The organism is Thalassovita autumnalis (assembly GCF_001458255.1).
Classification (GTDB): Bacteria; Pseudomonadota; Alphaproteobacteria; order Rhodobacterales; family Rhodobacteraceae; genus Thalassobius; species Thalassobius autumnalis.
Genome location: NZ_CYSB01000036.1, coordinates 45,207 through 59,158, shown reverse-complemented (window position 1 = coordinate 59,158; position 13,952 = coordinate 45,207). Strand labels below are relative to the sequence as shown.

The 13,952-nt window shown below is 59.6% G+C and carries 14 protein-coding genes; 3 read left to right on the top strand and 11 right to left on the bottom strand.

Translation table 11 applies throughout. From position 1 onward, the window contains the following. Nucleotides 1–18 precede the first annotated feature (18 nt). The 9 genes from TL5118_RS13890 to TL5118_RS13850 all read right to left on the bottom strand — a co-directional run bounded on the left by TL5118_RS13890 (nt 19) and on the right by TL5118_RS13850 (nt 9,658). Complete coding sequence (locus TL5118_RS13890; RefSeq protein ID WP_058242704.1) at nt 19–1,140, bottom strand: aminotransferase; 1,122 nt, start codon at nt 1,138–1,140, stop codon at nt 19–21. A 45-nt stretch (nt 1,141–1,185) separates the two neighbouring features. Continuing rightward, a complete protein-coding gene (locus TL5118_RS13885; protein WP_058242703.1) occupies nt 1,186–2,148 on the bottom strand; it encodes an ornithine cyclodeaminase family protein in 963 nt (320 codons plus the stop codon). 98 nt (nt 2,149–2,246) lie between these two features. Beyond that, on the bottom strand, nt 2,247–3,212 hold the full coding sequence (locus TL5118_RS13880; protein ID WP_058242702.1) for a LysR family transcriptional regulator: 966 nt from the start codon (nt 3,210–3,212) through the stop codon (nt 2,247–2,249). 166 nt (nt 3,213–3,378) lie between these two features. Further along, entirely contained in the window at nt 3,379–4,134 is a 756-nt protein-coding gene (locus tag TL5118_RS13875) for an ABC transporter ATP-binding protein (RefSeq protein ID WP_058242701.1), read from the bottom strand. After that, complete coding sequence (locus TL5118_RS13870) at nt 4,131–4,988, bottom strand: ABC transporter ATP-binding protein (protein ID WP_058242700.1); 858 nt, start codon at nt 4,986–4,988, stop codon at nt 4,131–4,133. The genes TL5118_RS13875 and TL5118_RS13870 overlap by 4 nt, the downstream gene beginning before the upstream one ends. Then, a complete protein-coding gene (gene nikC, locus TL5118_RS13865) occupies nt 4,985–5,902 on the bottom strand; it encodes a nickel transporter permease (protein ID WP_058242699.1) in 918 nt (305 codons plus the stop codon). Before nikC ends, TL5118_RS13870 begins: the two co-directional genes overlap by 4 nt. Continuing rightward, on the bottom strand, nt 5,899–6,891 hold the full coding sequence (locus TL5118_RS13860; protein ID WP_082626199.1) for an ABC transporter permease: 993 nt from the start codon (nt 6,889–6,891) through the stop codon (nt 5,899–5,901). The genes nikC and TL5118_RS13860 overlap by 4 nt, the downstream gene beginning before the upstream one ends. Before the next feature lie 67 nt (nt 6,892–6,958). Further along, nucleotides 6,959–8,554 (bottom strand): ABC transporter substrate-binding protein, encoded by a 1,596-nt coding sequence (locus TL5118_RS13855; protein ID WP_058242697.1) that lies wholly within the window; start codon nt 8,552–8,554, stop codon nt 6,959–6,961. Between the two features lie 51 nt (nt 8,555–8,605). Beyond that, nucleotides 8,606–9,658 carry a dipeptidase gene (locus TL5118_RS13850; protein WP_058242774.1) on the bottom strand — a complete coding sequence of 351 codons (1,053 nt, stop codon included), beginning with the start codon at nt 9,656–9,658 and terminating at the stop codon, nt 8,606–8,608. 150 nt (nt 9,659–9,808) lie between these two features. Between TL5118_RS13850 and TL5118_RS13845 the strand changes: the two genes are divergently transcribed. After that, entirely contained in the window at nt 9,809–10,717 is a 909-nt protein-coding gene (locus tag TL5118_RS13845) for a LysR substrate-binding domain-containing protein (RefSeq protein WP_058242696.1), read from the top strand. Nucleotides 10,718–10,721: 4 nt separating this feature from the next. Here the strand turns inward: TL5118_RS13845 and TL5118_RS13840 are convergent, their stop codons facing one another. Both TL5118_RS13840 and TL5118_RS13835 read right to left on the bottom strand, forming a co-directional pair. Next, nucleotides 10,722–11,369, bottom strand: a complete 648-nt coding sequence (locus TL5118_RS13840; RefSeq protein ID WP_058242695.1) for a glutathione S-transferase family protein — start codon at nt 11,367–11,369, stop codon at nt 10,722–10,724. Nucleotides 11,370–11,437: 68 nt separating this feature from the next. Then, entirely contained in the window at nt 11,438–12,217 is a 780-nt protein-coding gene (locus TL5118_RS13835; RefSeq protein WP_058242694.1) for a transporter substrate-binding domain-containing protein, read from the bottom strand. A gap of 123 nt (nt 12,218–12,340) precedes the next feature. Here TL5118_RS13835 and TL5118_RS13830 point away from each other — a divergent pair, with 123 nt between their 5' ends. Then, entirely contained in the window at nt 12,341–13,099 is a 759-nt protein-coding gene (locus TL5118_RS13830; RefSeq protein ID WP_058242693.1) for an amino acid ABC transporter ATP-binding protein, read from the top strand. 9 nt (nt 13,100–13,108) lie between these two features. Next, nucleotides 13,109–13,846: an amino acid ABC transporter permease gene (locus TL5118_RS13825; RefSeq protein WP_058242692.1), complete on the top strand. Its 738-nt coding sequence runs from the start codon at nt 13,109–13,111 to the stop codon at nt 13,844–13,846. The last annotated feature ends 106 nt before the right edge of the window (nt 13,847–13,952 follow it).

The window sequence follows — 13,952 nt, the reverse complement described above, 5'->3', positions numbered from 1 at the left end:
GCCCCGTCGCGTCCTGCTTTAGCTGCGGCGGTTGAGGAAGGCTGACAGGCGTTTTAGCCCTGCCTTCAGGTCGGCTTGCGGATTGGTGTAGCCGATGCGCAGCCACCCCTCCATTTCCATCGCGCTTCCAGGCGTCAGCATCACGCCCTCTTCCTGCAGCAGCGTGACACAGAACTCACGTGAGGTGATCGGAAGATCATAGCGCAGCAGCGCCGTTGTGCCGGATCGCGGTTTGATCCAACTGATCAGCGGTTCCTGATCCACCCAGTCTGCCAGAATCTGCAGATTGTCCCGGGTGATCTGGCGCGAGCGTGCAAGGATCTTGTCCTTATGCTCCAGCGAGATGGCGGCCAGAAACTCATCCACCATACCCACCGAGATTGTGTTGTAATCACGGTGGATCATCACCTGATGCAACAGCTCCTCGGGCCCCGCAATCCAGCCCAGACGCAACCCGGCCAGCGAATAGGCCTTGGACATGCCAGCGGTGCTGATGCCCTTTTCATAAAGATCCGCCACGGAAACCGTCATGCCATCCCCCACCTGATCGGTGCCGCGATAGACCTCATCACACAGCAGCCAGGCGCCACAGCCGCGCGCAATCTCCACAATCGCTTCAAGGCAAGCACGGTCCATCAAGGCGCCGGTAGGGTTGTTGGGGTTATTGATTGCAATCAACTTGGTGTCCGGCCGCACCATCTGGCGCAGCTGATCCAGATCCGGCTGGAAGCCCAGCTCTGGCGTCAGATGCAACAGCTCAATCTCCGCGCCAAGGCTTTCGGGAATGGAATAGTGCTGTTGATAGGTCGGGATGACCGAAATGACATGGTCGCCGCGGCTGACCAGCGTCTGATGCACGAGGGAGTTTGCCCCGATTGTGCCATGGGTGGTCAGGATGTTTTCACGGTTCTGCTTTTCATACAGCGCTGCAATTGCATCGCGCAGCCGATCCGAGCCTTCGATGGCGCCATAGGTCATTTTCATATCGGCCAGCGCCTGCCACAGCGCCGCGCCCGTACCCGACAGATCGGCCAGTTCGCCCAGCGTGATCGATTCCACGCAGGTTTCCGCCAGATTGAGTTCGCATTTGGTTTCGAACTCATTCATCCACATCTCAACACCGAAGGGTTTGATATCCATCTGATCTCTGCCTTTTCTTATCTGTCGTTTGTTATCTGTCGTTGTTCACTCGGCGCTGCGGGCGGCCTGATAGACCGCCTCGGCCATAAAGATATCCTCCAGCCCCAGGCCAATGGAACGGAAAAACACCGGCCTGTCGCCGCTGGGGTTTGGGCATTGCTCACACTGCAGCTCCGCCAGATCACCGCGAATGGCGCCGGCGTCCCAGCCCTGTTCAGCCGCGATCACCATTTCACCGGCGGTCACAGGTGTTGTGGCGCGGTAATCGCAGTAAACCTCCGCATGGTTTAGGAACGCTGGCGGCACCTCATGGGCGCGGGCCACATTGGTGCTGATCGAGGTGACCAAGGTTCCGGGCGTGACGTCTGTGGTATCGATCACCGGCTGACCGGAGGAGGTGCAGAGCATCACAACATCCGCCCCCGCAATGGCAGCATCAGCACTCTGCGCAACAGTGACCCGGGGATCGAGGCCGCGCCAATGATCTGCCCGCCCTGCGCCTTGCAAGCTGGGGGAAAACACCTGCACCGCCTGCCAGTCCCGCAGCGGCAGCACGTGACGCAGATGCGCCTCAGCCACCGCGCCGGATCCGATAATGGCAAGGCGGCGGGCCGCAGCCGCGCCAAGGTGATCCACTGCAAGGGCCGTTGTGGCGGCGGTGCGTTCCACCGTCAGGCGCCCCGCATCACACAGCATCAAAGGCAGCCCGGTTTCCGAGGACATCAACACCGTCCAGGCCGTGACAATCGCACCATCTTCACGTGGCAAATAGGGGGACAGTTTGGCGCCAAACATCTGTGCACCATGGCTGGCGCCCTGATAGGTGATGAAATCCCCCTGAAAGCCCTGCCCGCCGGGCAGCAGCGTCAGGCTTTGTGCTGGTTGCACGGCGTCCCCCCGCCCCAGTTCCGTGAACAGGCGGCGCATTGCAGCCAGCGCATCAACCTGCGGCAAAAGGGCGGCAACGGCAGCGGCATCCAGAACCAAGGGCGCGTGAGGGGTGGGCATTTGAGGTCTCCGGTCAAAGGGTTTGACCCGCAATAGCCCGCGGCATCACAGCGAAACATCCAAGATACCTGCCATTCACATCGGATTTTCCGATACAACTACTCAGCCAGCGGCACCACCGCCCCACCGCGCGTCAGCGGCCCCGCAATCAGCTGCTGATCCGCCACGTCCTTCAGGAACCGGCGCAGGATCAGATTGTCGTCACCGCCTTTGCGGCTGACCAGATAGATCGGAGACAGATATTGCAGCTCCTTGCCAGTGGGCAACACCGCCAGATCCGTCAAGCTGGCGCCGTAGTAATCCGGCAGGAACCCCACAAACCGGCCCGAGCGGATCAGGATCGCATGGGTTTCCATCTGATCCACCGTCGCGGCCGGGTAGATGTTTTCACGGTCCTCTGCGCCAGACTTGGCCCGGCCAGTGCGAATAAACGGAAAGCGCCGCATCTCACCGGCGGTGACAATCAGGGCATGGCGGCTCAGGGTGTCAAACGTGATCGCCTCCTCCTGCGCCAGCGGATGATGGCGGGCGGCATAGAGGGAATGGCGTTCCTGAAACAGTGGCAGATAGCTGAGACCTGCGCGCTTTTCCGGGAAGGGCCCTATCACCGCGTCGCGTTTGCCGTCCAGCACCAGCCCCTCCATCGCGGCGGGGGAGACCAGCGACAGGTCAACATGGGTGTGCGGGGCGCGGGCCGAAAACCGGCCCAGGACGTCCGGCAGCGGCCAGGCGTGATTGGCCAACATGGCGTCCATGATGCCGATCCGCAAAACGCCGCGCATTTCACCGGAAATGGTGGCGGTGGCGTTTTGGAACCGATCTGCCGCGGCGAAGAGATCCTCCATCGCGTCCAGCAGCTGCTGGCCTTCATCTGTCAGCGCAAATCCACCACGCCCCCGGCGACACAGGCGAAAGCCCAGCCGCGCCTCAAGATCCGCCAATTGGGTAGAGAGGGTGGACTGGCTGACGTTCAACGCCACCTGCGCGCCCGCGATGCCGCCTGCCTCAGCAATTGCCTGAAAACTGCGCAGCAGCTTGAGATCAATGTCATGAAGTTTGCGCATCACCAATACCGCCTGAAATCCGATGTATCGATCTGATACATCCAATATTCCGCCGCACAGTCAAGACTGCGGATGCAGACCTCTGACGCATCATCCGCCCGCCCCAAAACCGCCAAGGGCCACAGCGGAACAGCTGCGGCCCTTGGCATTTGGTTCAGTTGCTCACTTAGGCGACACGATTGACCGAGGCATGGAGCAGCTGGCTGGTGTAGTCATGTGCGGTCTTGCCGGCGCGCATGTCTTCGATGCTGATGATCTCCACAATCTCACCGTTGCGCATCACGGCGGTCTGGTCACACATGTGCGAGACCACCGCCAGATCGTGAGACACCATCACAAAGGTCAGCCCATGTTCGGCGCGCAGGTCGCTCAGCAGGTTCAGGATTTCCGCCTGCACCGACACATCCAACGCCGAGGTCGGTTCATCCAGCAAAAGGATCTGCGGCTCAGACGCCAGGGCCCGGGCAATCGCCACCCGCTGACGTTGCCCCCCCGACAGCTGGTGCGGATAGCGGAACCGGAACGCCGGACCAAGTCCAACATCCTTCAGCAGCGCCTCAATACGGTCATTAATGTCGCTGAAGCCATGCAGTTTCAGCGTTTCTGACAGTACCTGATCCACCGATTGCCGCGGATGCAGCGAGGCATAGGGATCCTGAAACACCATCTGCACCGTCTTGTAGAAACTGCGATCCCGTTTCAGTCCCAGCTGCTGCCCGGCGACAGTCATCTCGCCCTCCCACTGGGGGGCAAGACCGGTCAGGGCTTTCAGGATCGTCGACTTGCCCGATCCGCTTTCGCCGACCAGGCCAAAGCTGCTGCCTTTCTCGACCGTGAAGCTGGCCGATTTCACCGCCTGAAACAGGTCATGATGATCGCCGAAGTAGACGTTCAGATCTTTGATCTTCAACGCATTGCTCATGATGTGCTCTCCACGCTGGGGGCTTCACGCCACGCTGGATCACGGTTCAGAACCTCCAGCCGGGGACGCGGTGCGTCAAATTTCGGCAAAGATCCTAGCAAACCCTGCGTATAGGGGTGTTTGGCCTCATGCAGCTTGTCCGCCTGGCAGACCTCAACCACACGACCGGCATACATGATCAGCACCCGGTCACAGAACTGCGACACAAGGTTCAGGTCGTGACTGATGAAGATCAGCCCCATGCCACGCTCCTTGACCAGCCGGTCCATGATCGACAGCACCTGCCCCTGCACCGACACATCAAGGGCCGATGTCGGCTCATCCGCGATCAGGATTTCCGGGTTCGGGATCAGCATCATGGCGATCATGATGCGCTGCCCCATGCCACCGGACATCTCATGCGGATAGGCCTTCATAACCCGTTCAGGATCGCGGATCGAAACCGCCTCCAACATCTCCAGCGCTTTGGCGCGGGCCTCGGCCTTGCTGGCTTTGTTGTGCAGCCGGTAGGCCTCGACAATCTGATCGCCCACAGTCAGCACCGGGTTCAGCGAAAACTTGGGATCCTGCATCACCATTGAGATCTGTTTGCCCCGCACGCTGCGCATCTGCTTTTCGCTCAGATTCAAAAGGTTCTGACCCTGCAGCGCGATGTGATCGGCTTCGATCATGCCGGGTTTACGGATCAGCTGCAGAATGGCCCGGCCGGTCATGGACTTGCCCGAACCGCTTTCACCAACGATCCCCAGCCGTTCCTTGCCCAGCGAGAAGCTGACACCACGCACCGCATCGAAGATACCGTTGCGGGTGGGGAACTTGACCCAGAGGTTTTTAACATCAAGTAGCGTGGTCATGAGCTGCTATCCTTCGGGTCCAGCACATCGCGCAGACCGTCACCCAACAGGTTGAACGCCAGCGACACGGTGAAAATGGCAAGGCCGGGCATGGTGGCGACCCACCAGTGATCCAGCAGGAACCGACGCCCCTCAGAAATCATGGCACCCCACTCCGGGCTGGGCGGTTGCGCACCAAGCCCCAGGAAGCCAAGGCCCGCAGCGGCCAGAATGATCCCGGCCATATCCAGCGTGACCCGCACGATCAGCGACGAAATACAAAGCGGCCAGATGTGTTTGGTGATGATCCGCAACGGGCCAGCCCCCTGCAGTCGGATCGCGCTGATATAGTCAGATCCGCGAATGGTCAGGGTTTCGGCCCGTGCCATCCGCGCATAGGGCGGCCAGGCGGTGAGGCTGATCGCCAGCACGGCGTTTTCAATCCCTGCGCCCAATGCGGCCACAAAGGCCAGCGCCAGAACCAGACGGGGAAAGGCCAGGAAGATATCGGTGATGCGCATCATCACCAGATCCACCCATCCCCCGGCATAGCCCGAAATAGTGCCGACCAGCAGCCCGACGATGGGCGCAATCAGCGCCACCAGCGCCACGATGTAAAGCGTGATCCGCGCGCCGTAGATCAGCCGGCTGAGGATATCACGGCCCAGACTGTCAGTGCCCAGAACATGGCCTTCGGCGCCCAGCGGCTGCAGCCGGTTGCCAAGGTCCTGCACAAAGGGATCATGTGGCGCCAGCCAGGGGGCCAAGGCGGCCACAGTGATCAACGCAATGATGATCGCCAGACCGGCCATCGCCATGTGGTTTGACTTCAGCGACAGCCAGCCCTTGTAGACGGCGGCCCAGCGGGCCTGCCGGCGGGACGTCGGGGTCTCTGACGTCAGCCAGGCGTGCAAAGAGGATGCTTGACTGCTCATTTGGACCTCGGATCGAAGAATTTATAAAGAAGGTCCGAGAAGACGTTCAGACAGATGAACACCAGCCCCACCACAACCGTGCCGCCAAGTACCGCGTTCATATCCGCAGACAGCAGCGCCGTGGTGATATAGCTGCCGATGCCCGGCCAGCTAAAGATGATCTCGGTCAGCACCGACCCTTCCAGCAGGTTGGCATAGGACAGCGCAATCACGGTGATCAGCTGCACCCGGATATTCTTGAACGCATGGCCCCAGATCACCGCCCATTCGCTCATGCCTTTGACGCGCGCGGTGGTGACATATTCGGCCGAGAGCTGTTCCAGCATGAACGACCGGGTCATCCGGCTGATATAGGCGAGGCTGTAGTACCCCAGCAATGAAGCCGGCAGGATGATATGGGAAAACGCATCCCAGAAGGCCCCCCAATCCCTGGCCAGCGCCGAGTCAATCAGGATCATGCCGGTCACAGAGGGGATCATATCCTCGTAAAAAATCCCCTGACGGCCCGGTCCGCCGACCCAGCCAAGGATTCCGTAAAACAGCAACAGCCCCATCAGGCCCAGCCAGAAGATCGGCATGGAATACCCCACCAGCGCGACAACACGGGCGATCTGATCGATCCAGGAGCCACGGCGCACGGCGGCAATCACGCCCAGCGGCACGCCAAGGATGCAGCCCAGTAAGATGCCGATGGTGGCCAGTTCAAAGGTTGCGGGGAACACACGGGCAATGTCATCGGCAACCGGGCGGGCCGTCAGCAAGGACTGGCCAAAATCGCCGCGCAGCACATCCGAGACATAGTAGAAAAACTGTACAATGAGGGGCTTATCCAGCCCAAGGTCTTTGAAGACCGCATCATATTGTTCCTGGCTTGCGCGTTCACCGACAACAGCCAGAACGGGGTCAATGGGCATCACGCGACCGATCAGAAAGGTGACCAGCAGCAGACCCAACATGGTGATGGAGATGGAAAAGAGGGTGATAACCAACCCTCGGACCCATGGAGGAAGAGGCAGCTGTGGCTGCCTCTTCACGAAGGTACGTTGCGCCCGCATCTTACTTGGTCACGGTCCAGTAAGACACTGCGGTGATGGCGCCGCCAAGGTTCAGACCTTCGATGTTGTCTGCAACACCGGCCTGCTCAACCTTCTGGAACATCACAGCAAAAGGCGAGGTATCGCGGAACTGTGCCTGAATGCCCTGATACATCTCGGCACGTTTGGAACGGTCGCCTTCCACAACCGCTGCGGCGGTTTTTTCGGTCAGACCACCGGTGTCCCAGCTGTTGCGCCAGGCCAGAAGGCCGGTGGCATTTGCTGCATCCGAGTTGTCGGGGTTATAGGCAAAGGTGCCTGCGTTGGTGTGAGGATCGGGATAGTCCGGGCCCCAGGCCCCCAGGTAGATGTCCAGTTCGCGGGCACGGTATTTGCCCAGGATCTGTTTACCAGTACCCACCTCAAGGTTCACGGTGATGCCCGCCTGACCAAAGGTGTTCTGCAGCGACTGGGCGATTTCCAGACGTTCCTGCGCTTCACGCACACCGATGGTCAGCTCCATGCCGTCAACACCTGCTTCGGCCAGCAGGGCCTTGGCTTTGTCGAGGTTCAGCGAGAACGGGTTCTCATCCACCGCACCCAGATAGGTTTTTGGCAGGAAGTTCTGGTGGGTGACATAAGCGCCTTTGAGGAAGCTGTTCTGCATGCCCTCATAGTCGATCAGATACTTCAGCGCCTGACGGACACCAGGCTTGGACAGCTCAGGGTGTTTCTGGCTGGCGGCGATGTACATCAGACGGCCGCGCATCTCTTCCAGGATTTCCACACCTTCTGCCGCGCGCACGCCTTCGACGTCCGACGGGTTCAGGTCACGGGCCACGTCAATGTCACCACGTTCCAGCATCAGACGCTGGGTGGCGGATTCCTGTACGTGACGCACGATCACGCGTTTCATCGCCGGCGCGCCACCGTAGTAGTCAGCGTTGGCGTTCAGCGTGACGCTTTCCTTCGGCTTCCAGCTGGCCAGGCTGTACGGGCCCGAGCCTGCCGAGTTGGTGGCCAGCCAGGTGTTGCCCATATCGCCGTCAACTTCGTTGGCCATCACCAGCTCTTTGTCGACAACGCCGCCGATGGTCGCTGTCAGGCAGTTCAGAACAAAGGAGGTGGCGTAACGCTTGTCGGTGGTGATCGACACGGTGTTGCCGTCAACCACAATGGTTTCATCCACGTTTTCCGGGGTGAAGCCGAACTGGGTGATGATGAACGACGGGGTTTTGTTCAGCAGAACCACACGCTTCAGCGAGAAGGCCACGTCTTCGGCGCGTACCGGGTTGCCTGAGTGGAACTTCACACCTTCGCGCATGGTGAAGGTGATGGTTTTGCCGTCTTCGGACACGGTCCAGCTTTCGGCCAGATCGGGCTGGTAGCCGGCATCCAGGTTGTTCGGGTCAAAGTTGACCAGCTTGCCATAAACATTGCGCAGCACGTCGGAGCCCGCAAATTCAAAGCTCTGCGCCGGGTCCAGCGTGGTAATGTCGTCGATACGGTTGGCGATCACCAGCATATTGGCTGGCGTTTCTGCAATCACAGGCAGGGCGGTCACACCCACCGCGACACCCATTGCCGCAGTCGCCATCAGTTTTCTGAAATAAGACATTTCTATCCGTTCTCCTGTTGGTTTTATCTGGGATTTTTCTTGCATGCCGGGTTAGTGGCCCCAGCTTGCCTCCAGCACTCGGACCCAGTTCCGGTGGCAGAGCTTTTCTAAAAGCGCCGCGTCATAGCCATGATCCATCATGGCCTTGCGCAGCGCGGGCAGCCCGCTGACATCGCCGATTTCGGCGGGAACCATTGCCCCATCGAAATCAGAGCCAAAGCCGACACGGTCTTCACCCAGACGCGACATCAGGTGATCGAGGTGGCGCAGCATGGTATCGAGCGGCGTGTCCGCATCCATTCGCCCATCCTCCCGCAGGAAGGCGGTGGCGAAGTTCAGGCCCACCATGCCGTCGGTTTCGGCAATGGCATCCAGTTGCTTGTCGGTCAGGTTGCGGGCCGAGGCAGACAGCGCATGGGCGTTAGAATGGGTGGCGACCAATGGCTTGGTGCTGTGGCGCGCCACATCCCAGAACCCAGCCTCATTCAGATGCGACAGGTCGATCATCACACCCATTTCGTCACAACGGCGCACCAGCCGGACGCCGTGATCGGTCAGGCCGGGGCCGATATCGCCATCCGATGGGAAGCGAAACGGCACGCCGTGTCCGTAGATGGTGGGGCGGCTCCAGACCGGGCCAAGCGAGCGCAGGCCCGCGGCATAAAGCACCTCCAACGTTTCAAAATCGGGGTCAATCGCCTCGGCCCCTTCCATATGGGCGATGGCGGCCACTTTGCACTGGGCCATAATCTCGGGGATTTCACGCGCCGTGCGGGCGATTTTCAGGCCACCCTGTTCCTCCAGACGCAGGAGGACAGCAAACTGTGACATCGCCACGGTCATCGCATCTTCCCAGCCAATCGCATCGGGAAGCGGCAGGTCATAGGGGGGATCGCGCACTTCCAGATCGTCGACATCGGCATTGCTGGCCGAAGGCACGTAGATCGCGAAGAAGCCGCCACCAAAGCCCCCCGCCTTTGCCTTTGGCAGATCCAGATGCCCCGGTCCGCCCTCCATGTAATCAGACAGGGCAGACAGGCCGCCGGCGCGCTGGACCTTCAGCAAGAGGTCGTTGTGGCCATCAAAGATCAGCGGCTGTTTCAGGTCGGAGGCAGTGGGACGATCAGGCAAGGGTTGTAAATCTTTTGGTTGGGTCTTGGTCGCCGCGATGATACCCAAGGTAATGTAATAGGCAATTAGCCCAACTATAACTTTTAGTTATAGATCAATCAGGAAAGCTGCAGGACCTTAATAATGGCGCGTAAAAACTGGCACAGCCTGCCCGAATACCAAGCGTTTCGTGCATTGATGGAGACCGGCACAGCCTCGGCTGCGGCGGCCCATTTGAGCCTGTCGCAACCCGCTGTCAGCCGCTCCATTGCCAACCTCGAGGCACGCACAGGTTACATTCTGTTTGAGAGAGATGGCGGCCGCCTGCGGCCCACCGCAGAAGCCCTGCAGCTGAACCGGCGGCTGGACCCGCTGTTTGATGCGCTGGCGCGGATCGATGGGCCGATCGAGCCGGTAAGGGAAACCCTGACGCTGATTTCGCCGCCCAGCTACACCCATCGCTATCTTGTCGATATCTGCGCAAGTTTCATGCGCGCCAAGCCGGATTACAATCTGCGCATCTTGGTCGCGACCAATGACGACATGCCACGCTATGTGCTGGAACACAGCTGTGATCTGGCGCTGGTTGGAGTGGATATGACCCGTTCGGGCCTGAAGACCATTCCGTTCCGCCGCTCACCTGCGGTTTGCGCGCTGCCGTCAGATCATCCGCTGGCCGCGAAAGAACAGATTGAGCCAACCGATCTGCGCGATGAAAACCTGATCTCACTGACGCAGAACAACATCACCCGGGGGACCTTTGACCGCATCATGGCGCAGGCCGGGGTGTACAAACCGCCCGTGATGGAGGCCGACACCTGGCAGTTTGCTGCAGATATGGTGAAGGCCGGCGTCGGGGTGTCTATTCTGAACCCGTTTCCCTCAGCGCTTTATCCTGATGACAGGATCGTTTACCGCCGGTTCAACGCGCCGATCCATTTCACCACCACGTTCTTTTCCAGTGAGGACCGGCCGCTGTCCCATGTCGGCCGGGCCTTTTTGCGTCACGTGCGCCTGACCACCCCGCAGGATGGGTTCTCCGAAGCGCTATAGTGACTTAGGGCGCGTGGGCCTTGGTCATGTAGCCGTCCATTGCCGGTTTGTAAGCCGCCAGTTCCTCAGCCACGGCGGCAAAGCCATGCAGGCGTTCCTCATAAGCGCGCACCCGGTCTGGCCATGTCACCTGCAGGCCGCAATCCGCCTCAAAGGCGTGGATCCAGGCAAAGGTCACCGCAAAGCCGCAGTCACACAGATAAAGCTCAGAGGTGTCCAGCGGGCTGTGGTCCAACAGCAGATCCAATGCGGACAGGTGCTGGCTCATCGCCTCCCCAAGCGCTTTCACCCGATCCGCATCACGGCCCGCATAGGCCACCTGCGGGAAAAACGCCCGCACCGAGGGTTCCAGCCGAGTGTCATGGAAACGGCTCTTCTCGCGGGCTTTCGCGCGCAGCTGCAGGTTTACCGGCAACATTGGCACATCCACGAAGGCCTCATTCAGATATTCGGCAATCGCCTCGGAATCTGCCAGTTGGAACCCATCATGCAGCATCGCAGGCAGGTTGCCGGAGGGGACGATGGATTTATAGGCCTCAGACCCGTAGCCACCGGGGGGCGCCAGTTCTTCGAAATCGATGGCCTTGTGGCGCAACAGGATGCGCAGCTTGGCACAGTAGAGCGATACGGGGTCAGAATAGATCTGCAACATAGGATGTCTTTCACCAAAGGAAAAGGCAGGCCCGACGCGCGGCCCTGCCCTTTGAAAAAGTAGAGTAGTTACTCAGCCAGCAGCTGCCACTTCTTGCCCAACTCATCAAAGAAGCCGCGTTCCTGCTTCAGTGCGATCCAGGTGTTGACGTAGTTGATCCAGACCTGATCGTCCTGGGGCAGCAACATCGCAATCGGCGTCGGCGAACGACCGGCGCTGACAGGTACGATCATCAGCTGATCGTATTTGGCGACCAGTTTGTTTGCCTCAACGTTCGAGGTGATGTTGGCATCGGCACGGCCGGCCAGCACCTCTTGGAAGTCACGCGCGGGCGCTTCAACGATGCGGTGGGTGGCATCGGGGAAATACTGTTTCACCTGTGCCTCCTGGGTGGTGCCCAGCGTCGCGGCGACCGACACATCGGCCTTGTTCAGATCATCCCAATCGTTGAAACGGCCTTCGTTTTTCTTCAGCGTCAGCGGCACCGTGGCCAGTGAGAAGTAGCTGTTCGAATAGCCGGCGGTTTTGGCCCGCGACGGCGAAACCGACGCCGACCCGGTGATGTGGTACTGGCCCGAGGTCACGCCTGCGACCAGGGTTTTCCAATCGGTCGGCACAAATTCCACCTCAACCCCCAGATCGGCGGCCAGTTCGGTCATCACATCAATGTCATACCCCTCATAAGAGTTTGTGGCGACATTGCGCATTGTCATAGGGTTCCAGTCGCCTGTTGTGCCCACTTTCAGCACACCAGAGCTCAGAATATCACTCAACGCGGATTCAGCAGTCGCTTGAACCGCGGAGAAAGCCAATACCGCAGTGGCGGCAGCAATTTTGAAGAACTTCATGTCATTCCCTTTTCAACCTGTCGATCATAGCTAGGTTGCCAGAATGACATGGAAAGTGCGACGGGTAAGCTTCTGTGAAAAAATCACAAACCCGTGCGGTGACAGAAAAGAAGACGAACAGACATGACGGATGCACGCAGTGCCCCCCCACCCGTGATCTCGATGCGAAACGTGTCGAAACACTTCGATGATTTTCAGGCGTTGAAAGATGTCTCACTGGATGTCGCGCAGGGGGAGCGGGTTGTGGTCTGCGGGCCCTCGGGGTCCGGCAAATCCACCCTGATCCGCTGTATCAACCGGCTGGAAAGCCATGAGGCCGGTGAAATCATCGTGGATGGCATGACGCTGAGTGACAGCAAGGACAGCCTGGAGAAGATCCGCGGCAGCGTTGGCATGGTGTTTCAGCAGTTCAATCTGTTCCCGCATCTGACGGTTCTGGAAAACCTGACCCTTGGCCCGCGCCGCGTGCTGGGGCTGAGCGAAGAAGACGCCAAAGCCCGCGCGATGACCTATCTGGAACGGGTGCAAATCCCCGATCAGGCTGCAAAGTTTCCGCGCCATCTGTCCGGCGGGCAGCAACAGCGCGTGGCGATCGCGCGCTCGCTTTGTATGGAGCCACGGATCCTGCTGTTTGATGAGCCGACCTCAGCCCTGGACCCAGAAATGATCGCCGAGGTGCTGGAGGTCATGGTGGAACTGGCACAAAGCGGCATGACGATGATTGTGGTCACCCATGAAATGGGCTTTGCCCGCCGTGTGGCTGATAAGATGGTGTTCATGGACAAGGGCGAGATTGTGGAAACCGGCACGCCGGACCAGTTCTTCACCGCGCCCAAGTCGCAGCGCTGTGCCACCTTCCTTGAACAGATCCTGAACCACTGAGGCGCCCTGATGAAACGTTTTCTTATCCTCGCGCCCCTGTTGATGCTGTTGTCTGGATGTTCCGGCAACTGGGGCTGGTATGTCGTGGATCCCACCACGCCAAACGGTGCGACCAACCTAAAATTCCTGATGAGTGGGGCCTATAACACCATCATCATGTCGCTGACGGCGATCCTGATTTCGATCACGCTTGGCCTGCTGGTGGCCCTGCCCGGCCTGTCCAGCAAACGCGGCTGGCGTGCCTTCAACCGCACCTATGTTGAGATTGTGCGCGCGGTGCCCATTCTGGTGCTGATCCTCTGGGTTTACTACGGTCTGCCGCAGCTGAGTGGCATCACCCTGAATGTGTTCTGGGCGGGTGTTTTGGCGCTGGCCCTGTCTGACAGCGCCTTTCAGGCTGAGATTTTTCGCGCTGGCATTCAATCGATCGGCAAAGGCCAATATGAGGCGGCGCAGTCCATTTCCCTCAGCTACCGCGACACCATGCGCTATGTGATCCTGCCTCAGGCGATCCGCCGCATTCTGCCAGCCTTGGGTAACCAACTGGTCTATATGCTGAAAATGTCCTCGCTCGTCTCCGTTATCGGGATGCAGGAGCTGACCCGCAAAGCCAATGAGCTGGTGGTCTCGGAATACCGCCCGCTGGAAATCTACACCATTCTGGTGCTGGAATATCTGGTGCTGATCCTGATCGTTTCGGCCGGCGTGCGCTGGTTGGAACGCCGCATGAGCGCGGCTGAGGCCTAGGCCCCATGTGCCGCATTTGCTGCCCAATCATGGGCGGCTGACAAAAACGCATTAGGTTGGTCCGGTAGGGCCGCCTGATGCTTTGCCTTTCCTCATGTCGCCTGCC

Bases quoted from the DNA above. Each gene is read 5' to 3' on its own strand.
- TL5118_RS13890 (WP_058242704.1), bottom strand. From the start codon at position 1,140: ATGGATATCAAACCCTTCGGTGTTGAGATGTGGATGAATGAGTTCGAA.
- TL5118_RS13885 (WP_058242703.1), bottom strand. From the start codon at position 2,148: ATGCCCACCCCTCACGCGCCCTTGGTTCTGGATGCCGCTGCCGTTGCC.
- TL5118_RS13880 (WP_058242702.1), bottom strand. From the start codon at position 3,212: ATGCGCAAACTTCATGACATTGATCTCAAGCTGCTGCGCAGTTTTCAG.
- TL5118_RS13875 (WP_058242701.1), bottom strand. From the start codon at position 4,134: ATGAGCAATGCGTTGAAGATCAAAGATCTGAACGTCTACTTCGGCGAT.
- TL5118_RS13870 (WP_058242700.1), bottom strand. From the start codon at position 4,988: ATGACCACGCTACTTGATGTTAAAAACCTCTGGGTCAAGTTCCCCACC.
- nikC (WP_058242699.1), bottom strand. From the start codon at position 5,902: ATGAGCAGTCAAGCATCCTCTTTGCACGCCTGGCTGACGTCAGAGACC.
- TL5118_RS13855 (WP_058242697.1), bottom strand. From the start codon at position 8,554: ATGTCTTATTTCAGAAAACTGATGGCGACTGCGGCAATGGGTGTCGCG.
- TL5118_RS13845 (WP_058242696.1), top strand. From the start codon at position 9,809: ATGGCGCGTAAAAACTGGCACAGCCTGCCCGAATACCAAGCGTTTCGT.
- TL5118_RS13840 (WP_058242695.1), bottom strand. From the start codon at position 11,369: ATGTTGCAGATCTATTCTGACCCCGTATCGCTCTACTGTGCCAAGCTG.
- TL5118_RS13835 (WP_058242694.1), bottom strand. From the start codon at position 12,217: ATGAAGTTCTTCAAAATTGCTGCCGCCACTGCGGTATTGGCTTTCTCC.
- TL5118_RS13830 (WP_058242693.1), top strand. From the start codon at position 12,341: ATGACGGATGCACGCAGTGCCCCCCCACCCGTGATCTCGATGCGAAAC.
- TL5118_RS13825 (WP_058242692.1), top strand. From the start codon at position 13,109: ATGAAACGTTTTCTTATCCTCGCGCCCCTGTTGATGCTGTTGTCTGGA.